Below are 19,161 nucleotides of genomic sequence, written 5' to 3'. Positions count from 1 at the left end.
AGTGCTGCAGGGAACTGCGGATGGTCGATGCTAACGCAGGCGCATGATTCAGGTGATGTAGACCTGTGCGCGATGGTAGTTGAGGTAGGCTCGCTGGTTGTCGGAGAAGGCCTGGGCCATCCACGGCATCGGCGCCTCCGAGAAGCCAAGCTGTTTCCAGGCCTGTTCGCCAAGGCCGAGGCGGCGAAGGTCGTTCTGATCGAAACGCGGAGAGACCCGAACTTCGCCGCTGTCTTCGAAGGAAATGAAGCCTCGATCGAACAGCAGGTCGGCATCCGGAGTCAGGAGCAGCCCGTTGGCGCCGTCCAGTCGCTGGTCTGCCGTTTCGCATGAACGCCACGGCCTTATGTGACTGGCGATCAAAAGTGCGGGGTTTCTAATGCCGGTGAGCCGGCAGGCTTGCTCTACCTTCTGCACGTTAGATCTGAAGATACCCTGTCCGCGGCGCGCCTGGATGGTCGCGGTGCGAATGGTGTCATCCATCGTCAGATTGGAGCGAATGTCGATCTCGATGCGGTCGTCGAGTTCCTCGACCACATTCTGGAATGTCAGCCGGTTCGCGCCGCCGGTCTCCAGGCGCACGTCGTCGATGTGTGTGTGAGCCCTGACAACTTCGTAGATGTCTCGCGGGATCGCGGCCAGGTACACACCTTGATTGCCCTTGCCGGTCGCATGCTGGAGAGGCGAGTACTTTTCCGGCAGAATCGGGCCAATCAGGTGCAGCAGATCACGCGGGCGAATGGGCGGATCGAGCCGGGTCCAGAAGACCGGTAGCAGCCAGCCCTCGTTGCTCCAGTACGAGCCCGTCGCGCCGAATTCGGAGGGCTTGGGCGCCGTGAAGGCAAAATCCACGACCCGCCCGACATAGCGGATAAGCTGGCTCGCATAGGAGAGGACGATGTCCCCCGGATTTGCCGCACGCATGTTGTCGTAGAAGCGGTTGCGAACGCCGTTCTTCGAGGTTTTCGGCGACCACAGATACTGATGCTCAATCTCCTGATTGAACGTCTGCTTGTGATTGACCCACCAGAACTGGCGCATGGTGGCGTTAATCTAGCCGCTGTAAGGGGCAGCGACCAGGTAGTAGGCGCCGGCTGGCGGGCGGGTGGCACCTCGTGGCGCTCTCGGACATTGTTTCACAGTGTCCTGACGCTCGCGGGGCCGCGCGAAGCCCGCCCACAAATCCCTCTTTCGCTACGGCAAGGCGGTCGGCATAAGCTTTCCCCCGGGGAGGGCCGGATTGCGGTCTTCGTATCGGACAGGGAACGGGAATGACGGCGCTTTGGGGGGAACGCAGGACCGACGTCCTGAGTCTTGTCGCGACGGTCGCGATGGGAGCGCTGGCGGCGGCCTGTGCGAGCGGCGGCGAGTCCTACCAGGCCGAGGCCATGCAGGCGTCCGACAAGGGCGACCTCAAGACCGCCACCAGCCTCGCCCAGAAGGAGGTCGACAAGTATTCGGCGTCCGACCAGTGCTCCTCCACCACCAACTACAATTGCGGCACGCTGGCGCTCGCCTATTCGAGCCTGGCCGAGTACCAGATCCGCAGCGGCGACACGGCCGCCGGGGAACGCAGCTTCGACCGCGCCAAGGGCGCGCTGCAGCGGGTGCCGAAGGACAACAAGCCGAGCGCCACCGGCATGGTCTATCGCGACGTCTCCGAGGCCTTCTGGAAGGCCGGCGACAAGCAGCGCGCGATCGCCGTGTTCCGCGAAGGCACGACCCGCGGCGCCGACGAATGGCTCTACACCTCGTCCGCTGCCAAGGCGGTCGCCCAGCAGGAAGGCCGTCCCGCGGCGCCGCCGCCGGGCACCGCGCCGGCCGGCAGCGCAACCGCGGGCAGCCCGCCGGCTTCGGCCGCGCCCGGCGGCAAATCCGGCGCGACGCCAGCCGTCGGAGGTGACGAAAAGATCAATCCGACTATGGTCAACGATCCGGCGGTGAACCCCTACCGGGTGAACGAACCCTCGGTCGGCCCGACGACCGGTCCGCTCACGCCATCGCCCCTGGCGCCGCTCGCGCCCAGCCCGCTCACGACGCGCTGAGGTCCGGCGGTCAGGGCTTCTGCGGGCGGAAGTCCTGGTCGGGGAAGGGCGTGCCCCTGGGCGCCTGGATGACGATGAAGCCGCGTTCCGTGGCCTGGTGGCAGGCATTGCAGGTCGCGGTGAGGCGGGCATAGGCTTCGCCGAATCCGGCCGCGTTGCCGCTCTTGATGGCGGCCGCCACCGCTTCCATCGGCTCCTTGGTCGTGGCCTCCATCAGCTCGGCCACGTTGGTCTTGCCATAGACCGGCCAGACCGCCGCCGCCCCTTCGAACGACTCCTCCAGCTCGTGCAGCGCGTAGGCGGCATAGGTCCAGTTCTTCTCCTGGCCCGCGAGGCCGAGCTTGGTGTGGCGCGGCTGGATGGTCATGGTCATCAGGTCGCCGAGGCTCGGCTTGAAGGCCTGGGGCGCTGGGGGCGCGGCCGGCGTCGGGGCAGGCGATTGGGCGATGACCAGTCCGGCCGCTGCGAAGGTGAGCGCGCCCGTGAGCAGCGCGAGGGCGATGGGCTTCAGCGACATGACGATTCTCCGCAGTGCCCGCCGGACGTTCCGGATGAAGGCGATGACGTACCGGCGATAGCGCACGCGACGGCGACCAGCCAGTACGCCGTCATCACATGAGCGGGAGCGATCGGCGCCGCCGTCGATGCGCGCGACCTCGCGCGGCATTGATTGTGGGCGGATGCTGCGGGCACACTGTCGCGCAATGAAGCGGAGGTCTTTCCTGTGGGCGGTGGGCGCCGGCGTCGTCTCGGCGTCGGCCGGCGGCTGTGCGTCGCCGGACCGGCTCGCGGCGCTGCCCGGAAATCTCGGCAACCACGGGCGCTTCGCCGGCATGCCGGACGATTGCCGCATCGTGCTGGACGGCAGCAACGACCGGCTGTTCGGCCGCATCGCCTTCACCGCCCTGCGCCGCGAGATGGCTTATGCGCAGGGTCGCGGCGTGCCGGTGGGACCGGCTGCCTATCTCGCGATCTCGGGCGGCGGCGAGAACGGCGCATTCGGCGCCGGCCTGCTGACGGGCTGGACGCGGCTCGGCAACCGGCCCGAGTTCAAGGGCGTGACCGGCGTCAGCACCGGGGCGCTGAGCGCTCCCTTCGCCTTCCTCGGCCCCGACTACGACCGCGAGCTCGAGCGCGTCTATACCGACATCGGCCTCTCCGACGTGATGGTGAGCCGCGGCCTGCTGCGCGGCCTGCTGGGCGATTCGCTCTACGATTCGGCGCCGCTGCGGGCGACCATCCGGCGCTTCGTGACGCCCGCGCTGCTCGCCGCGATCGCACGCGAATACACCGAGAAGGGCCGGCTGCTGTTCGTGGCGACGACCAATCTCGACGTGCCGGTCGGCGTGCTGTGGAACATGGGTTCGATCGCCGCCAGCGGACACGCGCGCGCGGCCGAGCTGTTCACCGAGATCCTGCTCGCCTCGGCCTCCATTCCCGGCATCCTGCCGCCGGTGATGTTCGACATCGAGGCCGGCGGCACGCGCTACCAGGAGATGCATGTCGACGGTGGCACGGTGGCCCAGGTGGTGCTCTATCCGCCGTCGCTGGGCGGAGACAACCTGCTGCTCGATCCGGCGGCGGTCGGTCCCGGTGTGGTCGAGGCGCTGACCGGGCGGCCGCGGCGGCTGTTCATCATCCGCAACGCCCGGCCGGGCGCGGACCCGGAGACGGTGCCGCGCAACATCATGAAGATCGCCGACCGCGCCATCGCCACGCTGATCCAGGCGCAGGGGCTGAGCGACCTCTACCAGCTCTACGTCATCGCCCAGCGCGACGGCATCGACTACAACGTGGCCTGCATCCCGCAGAGCTTCACCGAACGGCTCGACGCGCCGTTCGACCAGACCTACATGCGCAACCTGTTCGCGGTCGGGCGCGACACGATGCTGAACGGCACGGCGTGGTCCGGCGTGCCGCCGGGCTTCAATGCGATCCCCGTTCCCAGCGCCCTGCCGGCCGCCCGGCGCGGCAGGACCGGCGCCTCGTAGAGTCCTCCCGCTTCAAGTCGACCCGCACACCTCATCCTGAGAGGCCGACCGGAAATGAATTGAGTCCATCCAAACACTGACCTCATCCTGAGGAACGTTCCGCAGGAGCGTGTCTCGAAGGATGAGGTCGGTATTGGAATGCTGGGCTCGCTCAATCTCGCCCAGCAACGCTCCAGCGGCCGCTCCTGCGGCGGCCCGTTACGCCACCTTCTTCGCCGGAGGCGGCGACCAGGTGCCGTTGATGATCGAGGGCTGGGTCTCGTTGGGCCAGTACATGCGCAGCATCAGCTGGAACTTGCCCTTGGGCGCGGGCAGCCAGTTCGCTTCCTTGTCGGCGCCCGGCGATTCGTTCTGGATGTAGATGTCGATCGAGCCGTCGGCATTGGCCTTCAGCTTCTGCCGCGCGCTGATCGAGTAGCGATTGATCGGGTTGGCGACGAAGAAGAAGGCGGCATCGTACATGGTGATCGACCAGAAGCCCTTGACCGGCGGCAGCTGGCCCTTGGCGAAGCGGATCACGTACTTGTTGGCGCCGTCATAGTCGCGGCCGTCGGCGTCCTTGGGCGACATCGGATAGATCGCATCCTGCGGCCGGTTGGCGCCCAGCCCGATCGCCGTCACGAGCGCCCGGTTGAGGTAGTCGGTGCCGTAGACGCCGGTGACGGTGTCGTAGAGCCAGCCGTTCACGTTCTTGACCGACTTGTTCACCTTCAGCTGGATCATGATGCGGTCGAAGGCGACATGCGGGATGCGCGACACGAAGTCGGCATGGAGCTTCGTCTTGTCGAAGTCCTGGCCGGGGACCAGCCCGATGCGGGCGAAGCGCGCGACGGCGGCGGCGTCGGCCGCGACCGGCGGGTTGGTCTTCATCAGCTCGGCCAGCAGGGTGAAGTAGGAGACGGCGTCGAGCGCGTTCACCTGCTCGCGCACCGCCGTCTTCATGTCGACCGAGGGATCGACCGTGGCGGCCGGCGGCGTGTAGTCCTTGCCCCACGAGCTGAGCGGCACCAGCTTGCACTGGTCCTGGAGCGCGTGGACGGCGGCATAGTCCTCCGGCGTGCCGGTGCAGTAGATGCGGCCCAGCAGCCAGACGATGCTGGTCGGCGACTTGTATTCCTTGACGCCGGCGGGAAGCGTGCCCTTCCAGCCCGGGCCGGTGATCGCATAGGTCTGCGCGCCGGTGCCGGTGGTGCGCGTGCCGGGCACCTGGAAGACGGTGGTCCAGCCGTCGAGCATCGGGAACAGGTAGTAGCGGCCCTTCATGTCGGGCAGGCTGAGCACCCACGGCTCCTTGCCGACGTCGATCCAGCTCGTCGTGTAGAGCGTGTCGGCGTTGGGCGCGGTGACGTCGCGGAAGCTGGCATCGGGATACTGACGGATGCGGGCGAACTGGCCCATCGGCGCGCGCGTGCCGGCCGGCGCGGCGACGTTGGTCATGATGCGCCGCGTCATCTCCATCGTGACCAGCGGATAGCCGTAGACATAGGCCTCGGTCGCCAGCCAGAACTCCTCCAGCCCGCCGAGGATCGGCACGCCTTCCTGCGCGTGCGCGGGCAGCAGGGCGCCCAGGGTCGAGACGGCGCCGGCGAGGCCGCCGAGGGTTGCGGTGCGACGGGTGACGGTCATGGCTGAACCTCTCTCTGTCAGAAACGAACGGTGGCGCCGATGACGGGGCCGTAGAAGACCTCGTTGAGGCCGAAGGCGGTGGCGCCGCTGCCGGTGTTGTAGTTGACGCCGAGCGCGCGGAAGCCGAGCAGGGCGGCGATCTGGTAGCCGGTGAACTGCCAGTCGTAGGAGTAGACGGCGATCGCCTGCCAGCTCAGCGAGTTGGCGAGGTTGAAGCCGCCGATGTCGCCGCGCACCGTGATCATCTGGTTGGGCGCGAGCTGGTGGCGCAGCCGCAGGCCGACCAGCGGATCGACCCATTGCGTGGTGCCGCTGTCGGCGAGCGCAAAGCCGCCGCTGCGGGAGAGGTTGAAGCGCGTCGTGTCGGCGGTGATCAGCGCGTCGAAGGTCCCGACCAGGTTGACGTTCCAGTAGCGGAAGCCGCCCACCGCCTCGAGTGTGGTGGCGTTGCCCGAGCTGCCGTTCCAGCGCGCGAGCTCATAGACGCCGCCCACCTCCATGATGAACATCTGCATCGTGAGCGCGGCGTTGGCCGTGGCGCTGAGCTTCAGGCCCGCGATCGGATTGCGATAGGCCGCCTGGCTGGTGGTGAAGCCCATCTTGGTGAACACGAAGTCGGCATAGACGCCGACCGGCCCCTTGTCGGCCTCGAGATAGGCCATGAAGCCGATCAGCGAATCGCTCTTCTGCATCAGGTCGATGAAGCTGGCATTGGTGTCGACCGTCTGGCCGTGCGAGGTGGTGCTGCCGCTCACGCTCATCAGCCAGCCGTAGGTCGCGGCCTGGAAGCGCCAGGCCTCGGGATCGCTCGTTGCCGCAGGCGGCCCGGGTGGAGAGGTCATGGCGGGCACGGTCGCGACTTCCGCCGCGGCCCCTGTGTTGGCAGCCGCCGGATCACCCGCCATAGCTGCGCAGGCGCAGACCAGGCCTCCCCCGAAGGCAAAAGCGGCAGCCGCCAACTTCCCGATCACGAGACCTCTCTAAAGCTACAGGACAAAGGTCGAGGCCGGGGTTTGCCAAACCGCGTGGCGGGAGGCCATGATATTTTGCGCCAAAAGTGCAATCATCGACGCGTGACACTGACGGAAGTCCTGACCGGCGGCCGCGAGTCGCCGCGGCGAACTGGCGACGCGGGCCGGACGATGCGGGTCGGCCCCATGATGGGGCTGCCCGGCCTGTTGGCTGGTTTCGGCGTGGAGCTTGCGCCCTTGCTGGCGGAAGCCGGCCTGCCGTCCGACGGTTTCCACGATCCCGAGAACCGCTGGCCGGTCGACCGGTTGCTGCACCTCGCCTCGCGCGGTGCCGAAGCGGCGAACTGCCCGCATCTCTGCCTGCTGCTGGCCGCGCCGGTCGGGCCGGCGGCGCTGGGCGCGCCGCTCGCCCGGCTGCTGGGCGGCGGGCTCTCGGTCGAGCGCGCGCTGCGCGGGCTCGTCATGAACCTGCATCTCAACGGCGAGGCGCTGGTGCCGGCGCTGTCGACCGGGCCGGACGGGGCGCGCTTCAGCATCATGCCCTACGCCCTCCACCGGCGGGGCAACGAACAGCTCGAGGACTTCGCGCTGGCGACCGTCGCCAACATCCTGCGGTTCCTCTGCGGGCCGCGCTGGGCGCCGCTGCGTGTCACCTTCGCGCGACGCGAGCCGGCCGATCGCCGGCCCTACGAGTCCTTCTTCGCCGCGCCGCTGGAATTCGGCGCGCCGCTCGGCGCCGTGGTCTTCGATGCGGCCTGGCTGCCGCGGCGGCCCGTGCCGTCGCCGCACGGTCTCGCCGCACCGGTGCCGCCGCCCGCGGGCGAGGATCTCGACATTCCGATCCGCGCCCGCCGGGCGATCATGGTCGGCCTCGCGCAGGGCAATGTCGGTGTCGATGCCGTCGCCGCCGCGCTCGGACTGAGCCGGCGTACCCTCAACCGGCGGCTTGCCTATCGTGGCACCTCGATCCGCGCGCTCGTCGCTTCGGTCCGGTTCGAGATCGCCCAGCGCCTGCTGCGCGACACCGATCTCACCCTCGCCGACATCGCCAGCACGCTCTGCTACTCCGACGTCGCCGCCTTCTCGCGCGCCTTCAGGACGGGCATGGGCGTGTCGCCGGCGGCGTGGCGCGACACACGCCCGCCCGAAGAGGCGTGATCGGCATTCTACGGCCGCCGCGCTTCAGAGCATGCGCAACGGGCGGACGGATCGTCGCGGAGCGGCCGGATCGGGTTCTTCGGTGACGCGCATCATTGACAAACAATACACGCGGCCAAAGGCTGGCCGCTAGTATCACCCTGCGCTGGAAAGACCCGAACCATGGCCGCTGTCTACGACACCCCCAAGGGAGGCCTCTACGGGGGTCCCTTCGATTCCTCGGGCCTCGATCCCAACGTCCGCGCCATCCTGATGGATTATCGCTGGACGACGGCCTATGGCGGCGACACGCCCGCGACGCAGGCCAACTTCTCGTTCCCGCAGTCGGCGCAGGACTATCTCGTCGTTCCGGGCTATCCGGCGGTCGAGGAGGTCGCCGAATTCTCGCCGATGAACGAGTACGAGCAGGCGGCGACGCGAATTGCCTTCAACCTGGTCGCGTCCTACACGCTGCTCGAGTTCACCGAGATCGCGTCCGGACTGGCGACGAATTCCACCTTCCGCCTGGCGCGCGACATCTCGGTGTCGGTCTCCAATTTCCCGCCCAACGAAGGCACCTACGACAAGTCCGACAGCCGCGCCGCGGGCGACACCTTCATCGGCGAGGACAATGGATGGATCTTGCCGGCGGAGCCGGGCGAGGAGACGGTCTTCTTCGGGACCGACCAGTTCACCACCATCATGCACGAGATGGGGCACGGTTTCGGCCTGAAGCACGGCCACGACCCCAGCTTCAACGGCAAGCTTTCGGCCGATCGCGACGACGTCGAGTTCTCGATCATGACCTACGCGGCCTATATCGGCGCCGACGTGGGGGGTGCCGAGCCGGCGCATGTCGGCTCGTCGGCCCAGAGCTACATGATGTACGACATCGCCGCGCTGCAGGCCTATTACGGCGCCGATTTCACGGCGCTCGGCGACGAACGCACCTACACCTGGAACAACTCGACCGGGCAGCAGTACATCAACGGCGACGAGGCCGAGAACACCGGCACGACGGCGACCGGCAAGATCTTCTCGACCGTGTGGACCCAGGGCGCCACGACGACCTACGACCTCAGCAACTTCGACGACGACCAGGTCGACGACCTGCGGGCCGGGCAATGGCTTCGCTTCTCCAAGGCGCAGATCGCCGACCTGAACATGAATGCCGCGCCCGGCACCGCGGCCTACAACAATCTCGCCAACGGCAACATCTACAACACGCTGCTCTACAACGGCGACACGCGCTCGCTGATCTCCAACCTGGTCACCGGCGCCGGCGACGATCAGATAATCGGCAACGAGCTGAACAACATCCTCACCGCCAACGACGGCAACGACGCGCTGAACGGCGGCGGCGGCGTCGACGTGCTCTATGCCGGCGACGGCAACGACAGCCTGGCCGGCGGCATTTCGACCGGCGGCATCAACCAGCTGTGGGGCGGCGAGGGCACCGATACCGTGACCTACGCCGACCAGACGGTGGTCGTGTATGTCGATCTCGGCGCCGGCGCGGGCTACGTGAAGGAGGACGGCGTGCTGGTCCTCGCCGATGCGCTCGACTCCATCGAGAACGCCACCGGCGGCAGCAGCAACGACACGCTGATCGGCGACGACGGCGTCAACGTGCTGAACGGCGGCGCCGGGCAGAATGCGCTCTACGGTCTCGACGGCGACGACCTGTTCGCCGGCGGCACGGCGACCGGTGGCACCAACCAGCTGTGGGGCGGCGAGGGCACGAACACGGTCGATTATTCGGATGTGGCCTCGGCGGTCCGGGTCGATCTCGGCGCCGGCGCGGGCTACGTGCTGCGGGGCAGCGTCTTCGTGCTGGTCGACCAGATGGACAACATCCAGAACGCGATCGGCGGCGCGGGCGACGACCGGCTGATCGGTGACGACAGCGACAACCGGCTGGACGGCGGCCTCGGGCAGAACGCGCTCTACGGTCTCGATGGCGATGATGTCTTCATCGGCGGGCTCGCCGCGGCGCTGCCGAAGAACACGGAACCGCAGGGCGTCGACACCAACCAGCTGTGGGGCGGGGCCGGCTCCAACACCGTCGACTATTCGGCGCAGGAGCGCAGCGTCTATGTCGACCTGATGCAGCAGCTCGGTTACGTCTGGTTCAAGGGCGTGCTCACCCTCACCGACCAGATGAACTCGATCCAGAACGCGTTCGGCGGGTCGGTCGCCGACACCCTGATCGGCAGTGGCGGCAGCAACTACTTCGAGGGGCTGGGCGGCGCCGACAGGCTCTATGCCGGCGGCGGCGTCGTGACCTTCGGCTACCGCTCCTACGAAGACAGCAACCTGAAGACCGGCTACGACACGATCGTCGACTTCATCCTCGGCACCGACAAGATCGACCTCACCGCGTTAAACAAGGACTTCGAGCATGTCTGGATCGAGAACGCCGGCACGTCGCACTCGGTCTATGTCGTGCAGACGCCCGGCGAGTTCAACATCCTGACCGACCTCGCGATCAGCATCAGCAGCACCGTCGCCGGCCAGCTGACGGAGCAGGACTTCATCTTCTGACGGCCGGGATCGGCTGACGGCGGGGATCTTCCGGCCGTCAGGCCGGGCCGGCGTCCCCGCCCGCGGCGCCGCCGCCCGTGCCGGCCGCCGCGAAGGCGCGCGGCCGGTCCTTCGCCGACTGGCGGAACATCAGGTTCCACAGCACGTCCTTGCCCAGCACGCGGCTGATCTCGCGCAGCGCGAAGAACGGCAGCAGCGACACCGTGATGGCGGCCCACACCGCGGCGATGCCGTCCCACGAGCCGCCGCCGATCTTGGGAATGCTGGCCCGCGCCGTCGCGCCCGAGAGCAGGCCGACCGCCATGCGCTCCACGATGTGGAAGAGGATGAACACCACGGCGAACAGGCAGGATTTGTAGAGCACCGACCAGAACAGCGGCAGGTGCTCGAAGCGCCGGCCGAGCTTCAGGTCCTCGGCGATCAGCATCACCTTGCCCAGCACCGCGGCGTTGATGACCGCGAAGCCCTGCAGCACGAGATGGCCGTGCTGGTGGCCCAGGGCCACGTACTCGTTCAGCAGGAACAGCGCGAAGACCAGCCACAGATAGAGGAACATCACCGTGAAGCGGTGGAATTCCTCGATGCCCTTCTCGGCCAGCCGGTGCAGCCGGCTCTTGTCCTGTTCCATGGATCGCAGTCTTTCGTCGCGGCGGGAGACGCTGCCTTAGCGGGCGGCGCCCCCGGCCGGCAAGCGCGCGCCGGCTTCGCGCCATCCCCGCGCGCCGCCTCGTGCGGCGGCCGCCGGGCGGCCGGCCGGACCTGCGGCCTGTCGGGGGGACGGCGGGAGGCGGGGAGGCGGGTGCAACTCCGGCGGCGCGGCAGCGTTTTCGGGGAGAGACCATGGCCGACCCCGCCTTGGTTTGGCCCGAGACCTTTCGGATGATGGCGCTGCCCGCGAGCGGGCCTGGAGGAAGAAATGCCGAGGATGCCCCTGAGCCCCGTGCCCCTGAGTGCCGTGTCCCCGAACCGCGTATCCCCGAACCGCGTATCTTTGCGCGGCGTGAGCGCGCGCCTCGCGCTGGTGGCCGGTCTCGGGCTGGCGCTGGCGGCCTGCCAAGGCGACGGCTACGGCGCGCCGAGCGGCGCCTATCCGGCCGGGCCGGGCTACTACAACGCCGGCTACTACAGCCCGCCGCCGCGCTACGGCTACGCGCAGCCCGCCTACGGCTACGCCCAGCCGGCGCCGAACTACTACTATCAGAACCAGCCGCAGCAGGGCGCCTGGTACAACCAAGGCGACGGCCGCCGCTACACCAGCGTGACCGTGGTCAACCGCGGCCAGAACGGCTATCGCGACGACGTCGTGCAGCAGCAGGTCGTCTGCGGCAGCCAGTACTACGACGGCTACCGCACCCGCACCGCGCCGCGGTGCTGACGGCGGCCCCTGATCGAGATCGGCCGAACCCCGCCCAAGAGGGCGCAGCCTTTGCCGTGGTCATGGCAGCCCGCCGAACCGACTCACCGTTCCTCATGCCCCTCTCCCCCGTCAGGGGGAGAGGCTGGGTGAGGGGGTGACGCACACCCGACCAAGCGAACGCTCACCGGAAGCCCACTCCACCGGGGTCCCCTTGCCGAAACCGAGCCCGTCTAGGCTCCAACTCAGTGTCAGCGTCGCGCGAGGGGTTTTATTGATCGAATCGTACCGCCGCTTCGTTGCATCGTTGGACCGCCCGTCCGTCCTTATCCGGCTGGCAACCGCGTTCATTACCTCGTGGGCGATCTTCTTCGCGCAAGTTACCACACTCGACCTTGTCCCGCCCGACTCCCTCGACAAGGGCACCTACTGCCTCCAGGCGCTGGGTCACACCGTGATCATGGCAACCTTCCGGATCGCCTTTCCCTGGCTGGTTGCTGTGCAGATCGTGGGCAGCGTCCTGATCGCATTGCGGCTTCTACCCGTCGTCTGGGTAGCACTCGTCGTGCTCCTTCTCTTCTGGCAGCGATTGGTCGATCTTTGCCCGTAGCTGGTCGGCCGCCCCATCGGCTCGGCGTCATCTTTGTCGATGGAGCGACTGGCGCTGCGGGACGTCTCAACCTGCCTGATACGCCGACGCCCGACGAGCTCGGGCTAAGGGGCTTCGAGGTTGTCACCGGCCCGGGCCAAATCGCCCCCGCCAGGACGACGCCCGCGACGGTCAAGGTGCTGGGCGACGCGCTGCAGAAGGTGCTCGACGATCCCAGAGGGCCAGGCCAAGCTGCGTCGCCTCGGCACCGAGGGCCGCAAGATGACCCCCGACCAGTACGACGCCCTCCTGAAAATGGAAGACGCCGCCGCCGCGCAGATGATCAAGGACGGGTTGCTGAAGGCGGAGTAAGGCCTCTCATGCCCCTCTCCCCCGCGGCGTGTAATCACGCCGCCTCTCGGGGGAGAAGCTGGGTGAGGGGGCGACGCACCATCCGGCAAGAACAACGACCGACGGGAGCCTGAACCGTCGGCGCTTCCGCACCCAACTAGTGCCCGTGCTACGCTCCGCCTTGCCCTGAGAGCGTATGCGAGGCTCGTGGATGATCGAATCGTCATCGCCTGATCTAATGGCTGGACTACTCGGCCATGGGGGCCTGATAGCCGCTTCTACGATCTGCGCCCTGAAGATATCGATTCCAGTTGTGTTCCGATTTATCGACCATGACTGCGTCCTGCGCGGTTCCAATCGGCTTGGGATGTGTGTGGGGATGCGAAAGCCACGGAGATTGGAGCGCGTGAGTAGCCGTCGACAGCCGAAGGTGAATTGCAACCACTGATAGACAGGATGAGAGTTTTTCGATATGTTTGCATTTCTAGTGCCTAATAGTGGCCTGTCTGACAGATTTTGAAACAGGGGCTAGAACTGTCCACTATTACTGCCGCCGATCTTACATCTGCGGTTACCGGAGATCCTGACGCCCTCGGCGTTCATCTTGCTTTGATTGAACGCGACGTATCAATCGATGGTCACTGCGTTAAAATTCATTGCCATTGCCTCACGGTCGATGGGAATGCTCGGGTTCAGCCGCGACGACTCGCTGAGTTTATGCGCAATGCTATAGTTGACTATGCAATACCCCGCGCGAAGTTAGCTGACGCCAAGGCTCGTGACGCTAGGTACAAGAGCACAGAAGCAACTGCGGCGTTAGTGGAGCAAGCTCGCCGGTCCTTCACGGACTTGTCTACCACCGGTGAGGGTGGTGAAATGCTGCTATTTCTACTTGCAGAGCGATTTCTGCAGTTGCCACAAATCCTCTGCAAGATGGACCTAAAAACCGATGGTAGGATGCATTACCATGGCGCGGATGGTGTTTATGCAGGTGTTACCGATTCGGGAATACTAAAGTTATATTGGGGCGAGTCTAAGATCTACCAAAAGGTAGCCAGCGCAATATCAAACTGTCTGTCGTCACTCGCCCCCTTTCTTGTCGAACCAGAGGGTGAATCTGCTGAGCGAGAGCGTGATCTTGTTCTGCTCAGTGACAAAGCAGATTTAAGTGATCCTGCCTTAACTGGAGCGTTGAGGCGCTACTTCGATCGGAATTCACCTCTGTCAAATCGAGTGCAATATTGCGGCGTTGCACTAGTAGGGTTTGACGCAGATTTCTATCCTAGTGATGGCGGAAAAGCCGTATCGAAAGAAATCGAGACAGCAGCACGAAAAGAGCTTGAGGGTTGGCGGACTAAAATAGGTAACCGCCTTAGCGCAGAAAAACTTAATCTGTTCGAGATCCACTTCTTCTGTCTTCCTTTGCCGTCTGCAGAAGGATTTCGTGACGCTTTTCTGAAGGCGATGGGGCTAAGAAATGAGTCTTAGCGAGCTTCAAGATTGGTTGATAGCGGAAGGTATCGATAGTGACCTCGACATTGTAGCTCATCGCTCAATTAGAGCTGAGTTAGATAATTTACTCGATGAACCAGAAGAAGCGCCGTCTAGGTCAATTGATTGGCCAAGATTACTATTTGCTGGAAGTCTTTTGGCGCGTTCAGAGCGGCGAGATCATCAAGAGGCCGCTTTGAGAATTGCCACAGGCGCTATATCAATCGCCGCTAGCCAGTCAGTGAAGGACGCTGGTGCAGTCCTTCTTGGCAAGTTGTCAAATTTTCAGGCAATTGAACTAGCCATTAAGCGTGATCTGTTGGCGCCAGGCTTCGAAGGTCGTCTTGGAGTATCGCTACGGCTTGAAACTCAACGAAGGCAGCTAGAGCAATCAATCCTAATTCAATCTAATGGACGATGGCTTCCTGCCAATAAGTTTCAGAATAAGTTCTGGACTGAAGCTGGGAATCAAAGCTGGCTCTCGGCGTCTGCACCGACGGCGTCTGGCAAGACTTTCCTCATATCCCGTTGGCTCGTGGATCAGATACTCACCAGCAATGTCCGTGTCGTAGTCTATCTCGCGCCTACGCGTGCATTAGTCTCCGAGGTCGAGGCAAATCTCATTTCATTGCTGGGGAAGAACAGTGGCATCGAGGTATCGTCTCTGCCAGTGCGTACCAAATACGATGCGGCAGTGTCAGGTGGCGCACGTCTAGTCGTCGTTTATACTCAAGAGAGATTGCATCTGTTCGCTAACTCGATAGGTGATGGCATTGCTGTCGATCTGCTGATCGTCGATGAGGCGCACAAGATTGGTGATAATCAGCGCGGTGTCATCATGCAAGACGCAGTCGAACGTATCAGCCGCTCCAACGGGAAACTCAAAACCGTTTTTGTTAGTCCTGCGACACAGAATCCCGAAGTTCTGCTGGCTGATGCGCCTGTTGGCGCAACCTCACTAGCGATTCAAAGCGACGCGCCAACCGTACTCCAGAATCTTATCGTGGCGGAACAAGTTCCGCGCATGGCGAAGTTGTGGAAGTTGTCCGTCTTGCGGGACGAGAAAGCGAGTCTGCCTATTGGTGTGCTGCGACTCGCCAGTTCACCAAGCGGTCATCCAAAGCAGCTAGCCTTTATTGCTGCGGCTGTAGGGGAGAGAGGCGGCACGCTTGTCTATGCGAATGGCGCCGCTGCCGCCGAGAAGGTGGCAAGTCTCGTTAGCCAACTGCTGCCTGAAATCAAAATCGTAGATCAGGAACTACTAGAACTGGCAGACCTCGCCCAAAAAGGGGTCCATCCGAAATTCGCGCTTGTACCCTTAGTAAAGAAAGGTGTCGCATTTCACTACGGCAATATGCCTTCGTTGCTTCGGTCGGAGATCGAGCGACTGTTCCGCGCTGGGAAGATTCGTTTCCTAATTTGTACGTCAACCCTTATTGAAGGCGTTAATCTATCTTGCCGCAATATTGTTATGAGGGGGCCACGCAAGGGTACTGGTCGTCCAATGAAACCTCATGATTTCTGGAATCTGGCGGGCAGGGCTGGACGATGGGGAAGTGAATTCCAAGGCAATATAATTTGCATAGACCCTGGAGATTCCGAAGCTTGGCCTGATGGAATACCGCGTCGTACTCGTTATTTGATTAAGCGGGAAAGCGATGCAGTACTTGAACTCAATGACGAGGCACTGACGAATTACCTTGCTAACCGTGCAACGAAAGACGTTTCGGAATTGAAGGATGCCGACAAGTTTGAGCAAGTTGGATCATATCTTCTAGCGACTCGACTTCGGCTGGGCTCGCTCGTCAACGCTAACTTAGCGAAGCGCCATGCCCCTAGCGCTATTGCGAAGTTAGACGAGACGCTGGCGTTGCTGGCGAGTCAAATCGGCATTGGAATGGACTTGGTGGATCGGCACCCAGGAGTAAGTGCCTTGGGCCTTCAAAGATTGCTTGATGGCTTTCGTGCATACAGAGGCGATGTGCAAAATCTAATGCCGGCTACGGTCGATAGTTTAGACAGTCTTGATAGATTTGTGACAATTATGAAGAGGATCAATCAATATTTGTATCCTGCTTTTGTTCCGGAGAAGCGCGCCAGGCTCTTCGCACTAATAGTCGTCCAATGGCTCAAGGGACTTTCTCTGGCGGCAATAATCAGAAAAAATATTGATTACCACGTGCAAACGAAGAGGCCATATAGATTGCCGGCTTTGATTCGAGAAACAATGGAATTGGTGGAGCAAGTTGCGCGCTTTAGTGCGCCTAAATATCTGTCTGCTTACGTTGATGTTCTTAAGCTTCACTTGCGTGAGATTGGTCGTGAAGATTTAATCAGTGATGAACTCGATATTGGTATGCAGCTCGAATTTGGTATCTCGTCGCAAACGCTCCTTTCACTCATGGAATTGGGCCTCTCGCGATTCAGTGCTGTTGCTCTTTATGAGCTAATTGCCCGCGACGATCTAAGCAAAGAAGATTGCTTGGTATGGATTAGCGAGCGTGAAGCGAATTTTGAAGGAATGGATATTCCAGCAATTATTCTTCGTGAAATTCGCGAAAAACTTGTAGTCGACGATGCAGGCTGAGTTGATGTTGAAAAATATAACTAGATAAGGGGGTAGTATGCGGCGAGGCCATCCTGTGGATCTTGGTCCACTTAGTTTTAGCAAGAAGGGGGATGCAGCTAAGCATCTAAGAGAGATGCTTGGAAGGTATGACGTTGGCGATGGTGTCAGCTCGGATGACGCAGTCGTCTTGGAAGCGGCGCTTCGTCGTCATCCAGAAGCGAGCGCCAAGATAGGAGTTGGAATCAAGAATTTCAGCGTCCGAGGCGCCGACTTTGGAACAAAGTGCTTCTGGGTCAATCGTACAGACGGGTCGACGGAAGATTTCTCCATAAACGCTTGTATCTATGAGAAAGTTAGAGGCAGATCACGCTAGCGGACGTGCCATTTTTCTTCCGCTCCGCGCTGACTCCCACAACCCACCCACTCGCCCCACCGCCTCGATCCCGCTAAACACCACCCTCACATCGCGTCGGGAGAAGGAGCGCCAATGAAGAACGGGCCGCGGATCATCGTGAATTCGGACGTGCTGGCGCCGGCGGCGATGGCGTTGCTGGAGGCGCGCGGGGCCGATGTGCGGCAGCTGGGCACGCACGCGTCGGAGGCCGAGATGATCGCCGCCGTCTCCGAGGCGCCGACGCACGGGATCCTGGTGCGCTCCACGAAGATCACGCCCGCCGTCTATGACGCGGCGCCCGACCTGTGCGTCGTCTCCAAGCACGGTGTCGGCTACGACAATATCGACGTGGCGGCCGCCAAAGCGCGCGGCATCGCGGTGCTGCGCGCGCACGGCGCCAATGCCCGCTCGGTGGCCGAGCTGGCGCTCGCCATGACGATCTCGCTGCTGCGCTATGTGCGGCCGCTCGACGTGGCGCTGCGCGAGGGCAGGTGGGCGCAGTCGGCCTTCGCGGGTCGCGAGCTCTCGGGCTCTAAGCTCGGCATCGTCGGCTGCGGCGCCGTCGGCTCCTCGCTGGTGGCGCTCTGCCGGCCGTTCGGGCTCGATCTCCGCATCTACGATCCGTATCTCGCGCCCGAGGCGGTCCCCGAGGGTGTCGGGCGTTTCCACGCCTTCGACGAGCTTCTGGCCTGGGCCGACATCGTGACCCTGCATTGCCCGCTGACCCAGGAGACCGACCGCATGATCGATGCGGCGGCGCTGGCGCGCATGCCGAAGGGCTCGTTCCTGGTGAATGCCGGGCGCGGGCCGCTGGTCGACGACGTGGCGCTGGTGGCGGCGCTGGAGAGCGGCCATCTCGCCGGTGCGGCGCTCGACACCTTCGTGGTCGAGCCGCCCGCCGCCGACCATCCGCTGTGGAAGCAGAAGAACGTGATCTTCACGCCGCATATCGGCGGCTCGACGCGCCAGTCGATGGAGAGGGTCGCGGTGCAGGCGGTCGAGAACATCTTCTGTATCCTCGACGGCCAGGCGCCGCCGGCGCGCTGCGTCGTGGGGTGAGGATCAGTCATCATGTTCCTCTCCCCCGTCAGGGGGAGAGGTTAGGTGAGGGGGGGGAGTCGAGGGCGTGCGTGCGTAACCCCCTCACCCAGCCTCTCCCCCGAGTGGGGGAGAGGAGTATGAAAGCAGACTTAAAGGGACAGAGAGGAACTGCCAGATGGCCATCCGCCAGAACGTCATGAAGGCCGCGATGCAGAGCGGCCGCACGGTCGCCAGTTTCAACGTCAACCGCTGGCGCAGCGTCGATGCCGCCGAGATCGCGAAGTTCGCGGGCTTCGAATGGATGTTCCTCGATCTCGAGCATTCGACGCTGAGCGAGGACCTCGCGGGGCAGATGTCGATCACCGCGCTCGCCACCGGCGTGACGCCGATCGCCCGCGTCGGCATGGACCAGTTCTACCAGGCCGCGCGCCTGCTCGATGCCGGCGCCCAGGGCATCGTCTTCCCGCATGTCGACACGGTCGAGCAGGCGACGCTCGCCGCCGCCGCCACCAAGTATCCGCCGATGGGCACGCGCTCGCTCACCAGCCCGCTCGCCCAGGCCGAGTTCCAGCGCAGCGGCGATCCGCAGTCGCTGGCCCAGCTCAACGCCGAGACGCTGACCATCGTGATGATCGAGACGCGCACCGCCGTCGCCAACGCCGCCGCCATTGCCGCTGTCCCGGGCGTCGACGCGCTGATGATCGGCACCTCCGACCTCACCGCCGACTTCGGCATTCCCGGCAATCAGGGTCACGCCGACATCGCGGCGGCCTATGCGACCGTCGGTGCGGCCTGCAAGGCCAGCGGCAAGTTCTTCGGCATGGGCGGCGTCTATTCGAAGGAGCTGATCGAGAAGTTCCTGAAGCACGGCGTCCAGTTCCTGCTGGGCGGCGCCGACGTCTCCTTCGTCATGGACGGCGCGAAGGCTCGCCGCGAGATGATCGCGGCCGCGGGAAAGGCTTAGGCAAGCTTCGTCGGCTTGCATCGCAGAGGCTTTTCGAAAGCCTTTGCGATAGGCTTTCTGCATACCCTCTGTCGTAAAGCGGTATGGATAGGCT

General features: G+C 63.9%; 16 protein-coding genes. 11 read left to right on the top strand and 5 right to left on the bottom strand.

Annotated elements, in window-relative coordinates; genetic code table 11:
* Positions 1-48: 48 nt before the first annotated feature.
* A complete protein-coding gene (locus LJ725_RS26000) occupies positions 49-1,041 on the bottom strand; it encodes an HNH endonuclease (RefSeq protein ID WP_230553867.1) in 993 nt (330 codons plus the stop codon).
* A 230-nt stretch (positions 1,042-1,271) separates the two neighbouring features.
* Between LJ725_RS26000 and LJ725_RS25995 the strand changes: the two genes are divergently transcribed.
* The gene (locus LJ725_RS25995) at positions 1,272-2,045 is read left to right on the top strand and encodes a tetratricopeptide repeat protein (protein WP_230553866.1); all 774 of its coding nucleotides are present in this window, start codon (positions 1,272-1,274) and stop codon (positions 2,043-2,045) included.
* A gap of 10 nt (positions 2,046-2,055) precedes the next feature.
* Here the strand turns inward: LJ725_RS25995 and LJ725_RS25990 are convergent, their stop codons facing one another.
* Positions 2,056-2,562 (bottom strand): cytochrome c, encoded by a 507-nt coding sequence (locus LJ725_RS25990; RefSeq protein ID WP_230553865.1) that lies wholly within the window; start codon positions 2,560-2,562, stop codon positions 2,056-2,058.
* A 187-nt stretch (positions 2,563-2,749) separates the two neighbouring features.
* On the opposite strand from LJ725_RS25990, the gene LJ725_RS25985 reads away from it, so the two are divergent.
* Complete coding sequence (locus LJ725_RS25985) at positions 2,750-4,036, top strand: patatin-like phospholipase family protein (protein WP_230553864.1); 1,287 nt, start codon at positions 2,750-2,752, stop codon at positions 4,034-4,036.
* Positions 4,037-4,234: 198 nt separating this feature from the next.
* On the opposite strand, the gene LJ725_RS25980 is transcribed toward LJ725_RS25985, so the two are convergent.
* Together LJ725_RS25980 and LJ725_RS25975 are read right to left on the bottom strand one after the other, a co-directional pair.
* Positions 4,235-5,662, bottom strand: coding sequence for a DUF1254 domain-containing protein (locus LJ725_RS25980; protein ID WP_230553863.1), 1,428 nt, complete (start codon positions 5,660-5,662; stop codon positions 4,235-4,237).
* Between the two features lie 17 nt (positions 5,663-5,679).
* Entirely contained in the window at positions 5,680-6,633 is a 954-nt protein-coding gene (locus LJ725_RS25975) for a hypothetical protein (RefSeq protein ID WP_230553862.1), read from the bottom strand.
* Positions 6,634-6,735: 102 nt separating this feature from the next.
* Here LJ725_RS25975 and LJ725_RS25970 point away from each other — a divergent pair, with 102 nt between their 5' ends.
* Together LJ725_RS25970 and LJ725_RS25965 are read left to right on the top strand one after the other, a co-directional pair.
* Complete coding sequence (locus LJ725_RS25970; protein ID WP_230553861.1) at positions 6,736-7,791, top strand: AraC family transcriptional regulator; 1,056 nt, start codon at positions 6,736-6,738, stop codon at positions 7,789-7,791.
* A gap of 162 nt (positions 7,792-7,953) precedes the next feature.
* On the top strand, positions 7,954-10,314 hold the full coding sequence (locus LJ725_RS25965; protein WP_230553860.1) for a M10 family metallopeptidase C-terminal domain-containing protein: 2,361 nt from the start codon (positions 7,954-7,956) through the stop codon (positions 10,312-10,314).
* Positions 10,315-10,351: 37 nt separating this feature from the next.
* Here the strand turns inward: LJ725_RS25965 and LJ725_RS25960 are convergent, their stop codons facing one another.
* A complete protein-coding gene (locus tag LJ725_RS25960) occupies positions 10,352-10,942 on the bottom strand; it encodes a hypothetical protein (protein ID WP_230553859.1) in 591 nt (196 codons plus the stop codon).
* A 288-nt stretch (positions 10,943-11,230) separates the two neighbouring features.
* Here LJ725_RS25960 and LJ725_RS25955 point away from each other — a divergent pair, with 288 nt between their 5' ends.
* The 7 genes from LJ725_RS25955 (at position 11,231) to LJ725_RS25925 (ending at position 19,067) form a co-directional block, all read left to right on the top strand.
* On the top strand, positions 11,231-11,689 hold the full coding sequence (locus tag LJ725_RS25955) for a hypothetical protein (protein ID WP_230553858.1): 459 nt from the start codon (positions 11,231-11,233) through the stop codon (positions 11,687-11,689).
* Positions 11,690-11,942: 253 nt separating this feature from the next.
* Positions 11,943-12,278: a hypothetical protein gene (locus LJ725_RS25950; RefSeq protein ID WP_230553857.1), complete on the top strand. Its 336-nt coding sequence runs from the start codon at positions 11,943-11,945 to the stop codon at positions 12,276-12,278.
* An 846-nt stretch (positions 12,279-13,124) separates the two neighbouring features.
* Complete coding sequence (locus LJ725_RS25945) at positions 13,125-14,096, top strand: HamA C-terminal domain-containing protein (RefSeq protein WP_408015775.1); 972 nt, start codon at positions 13,125-13,127, stop codon at positions 14,094-14,096.
* On the top strand, positions 14,086-16,686 hold the full coding sequence (locus tag LJ725_RS25940) for a DEAD/DEAH box helicase (RefSeq protein ID WP_230553856.1): 2,601 nt from the start codon (positions 14,086-14,088) through the stop codon (positions 16,684-16,686). Before LJ725_RS25945 ends, LJ725_RS25940 begins: the two co-directional genes overlap by 11 nt.
* A gap of 37 nt (positions 16,687-16,723) precedes the next feature.
* Positions 16,724-17,041 carry a DCL family protein gene (locus LJ725_RS25935; RefSeq protein ID WP_329958395.1) on the top strand — a complete coding sequence of 106 codons (318 nt, stop codon included), beginning with the start codon at positions 16,724-16,726 and terminating at the stop codon, positions 17,039-17,041.
* 114 nt (positions 17,042-17,155) lie between these two features.
* A complete protein-coding gene (locus tag LJ725_RS25930) occupies positions 17,156-18,121 on the top strand; it encodes a hydroxyacid dehydrogenase (RefSeq protein WP_230553855.1) in 966 nt (321 codons plus the stop codon).
* 157 nt (positions 18,122-18,278) lie between these two features.
* A complete protein-coding gene (locus tag LJ725_RS25925) occupies positions 18,279-19,067 on the top strand; it encodes an HpcH/HpaI aldolase family protein (protein ID WP_230553854.1) in 789 nt (262 codons plus the stop codon).
* Positions 19,068-19,161 lie beyond the last annotated feature (94 nt).

The organism is Reyranella aquatilis (assembly GCF_020880995.1).
GTDB classification, from domain to species: Bacteria; Pseudomonadota; Alphaproteobacteria; order Reyranellales; family Reyranellaceae; genus Reyranella; species Reyranella aquatilis.
The sequence above is the reverse complement of the archived record's forward strand: the minus strand, read 5'-3'. Positions and strand labels throughout refer to the sequence as shown.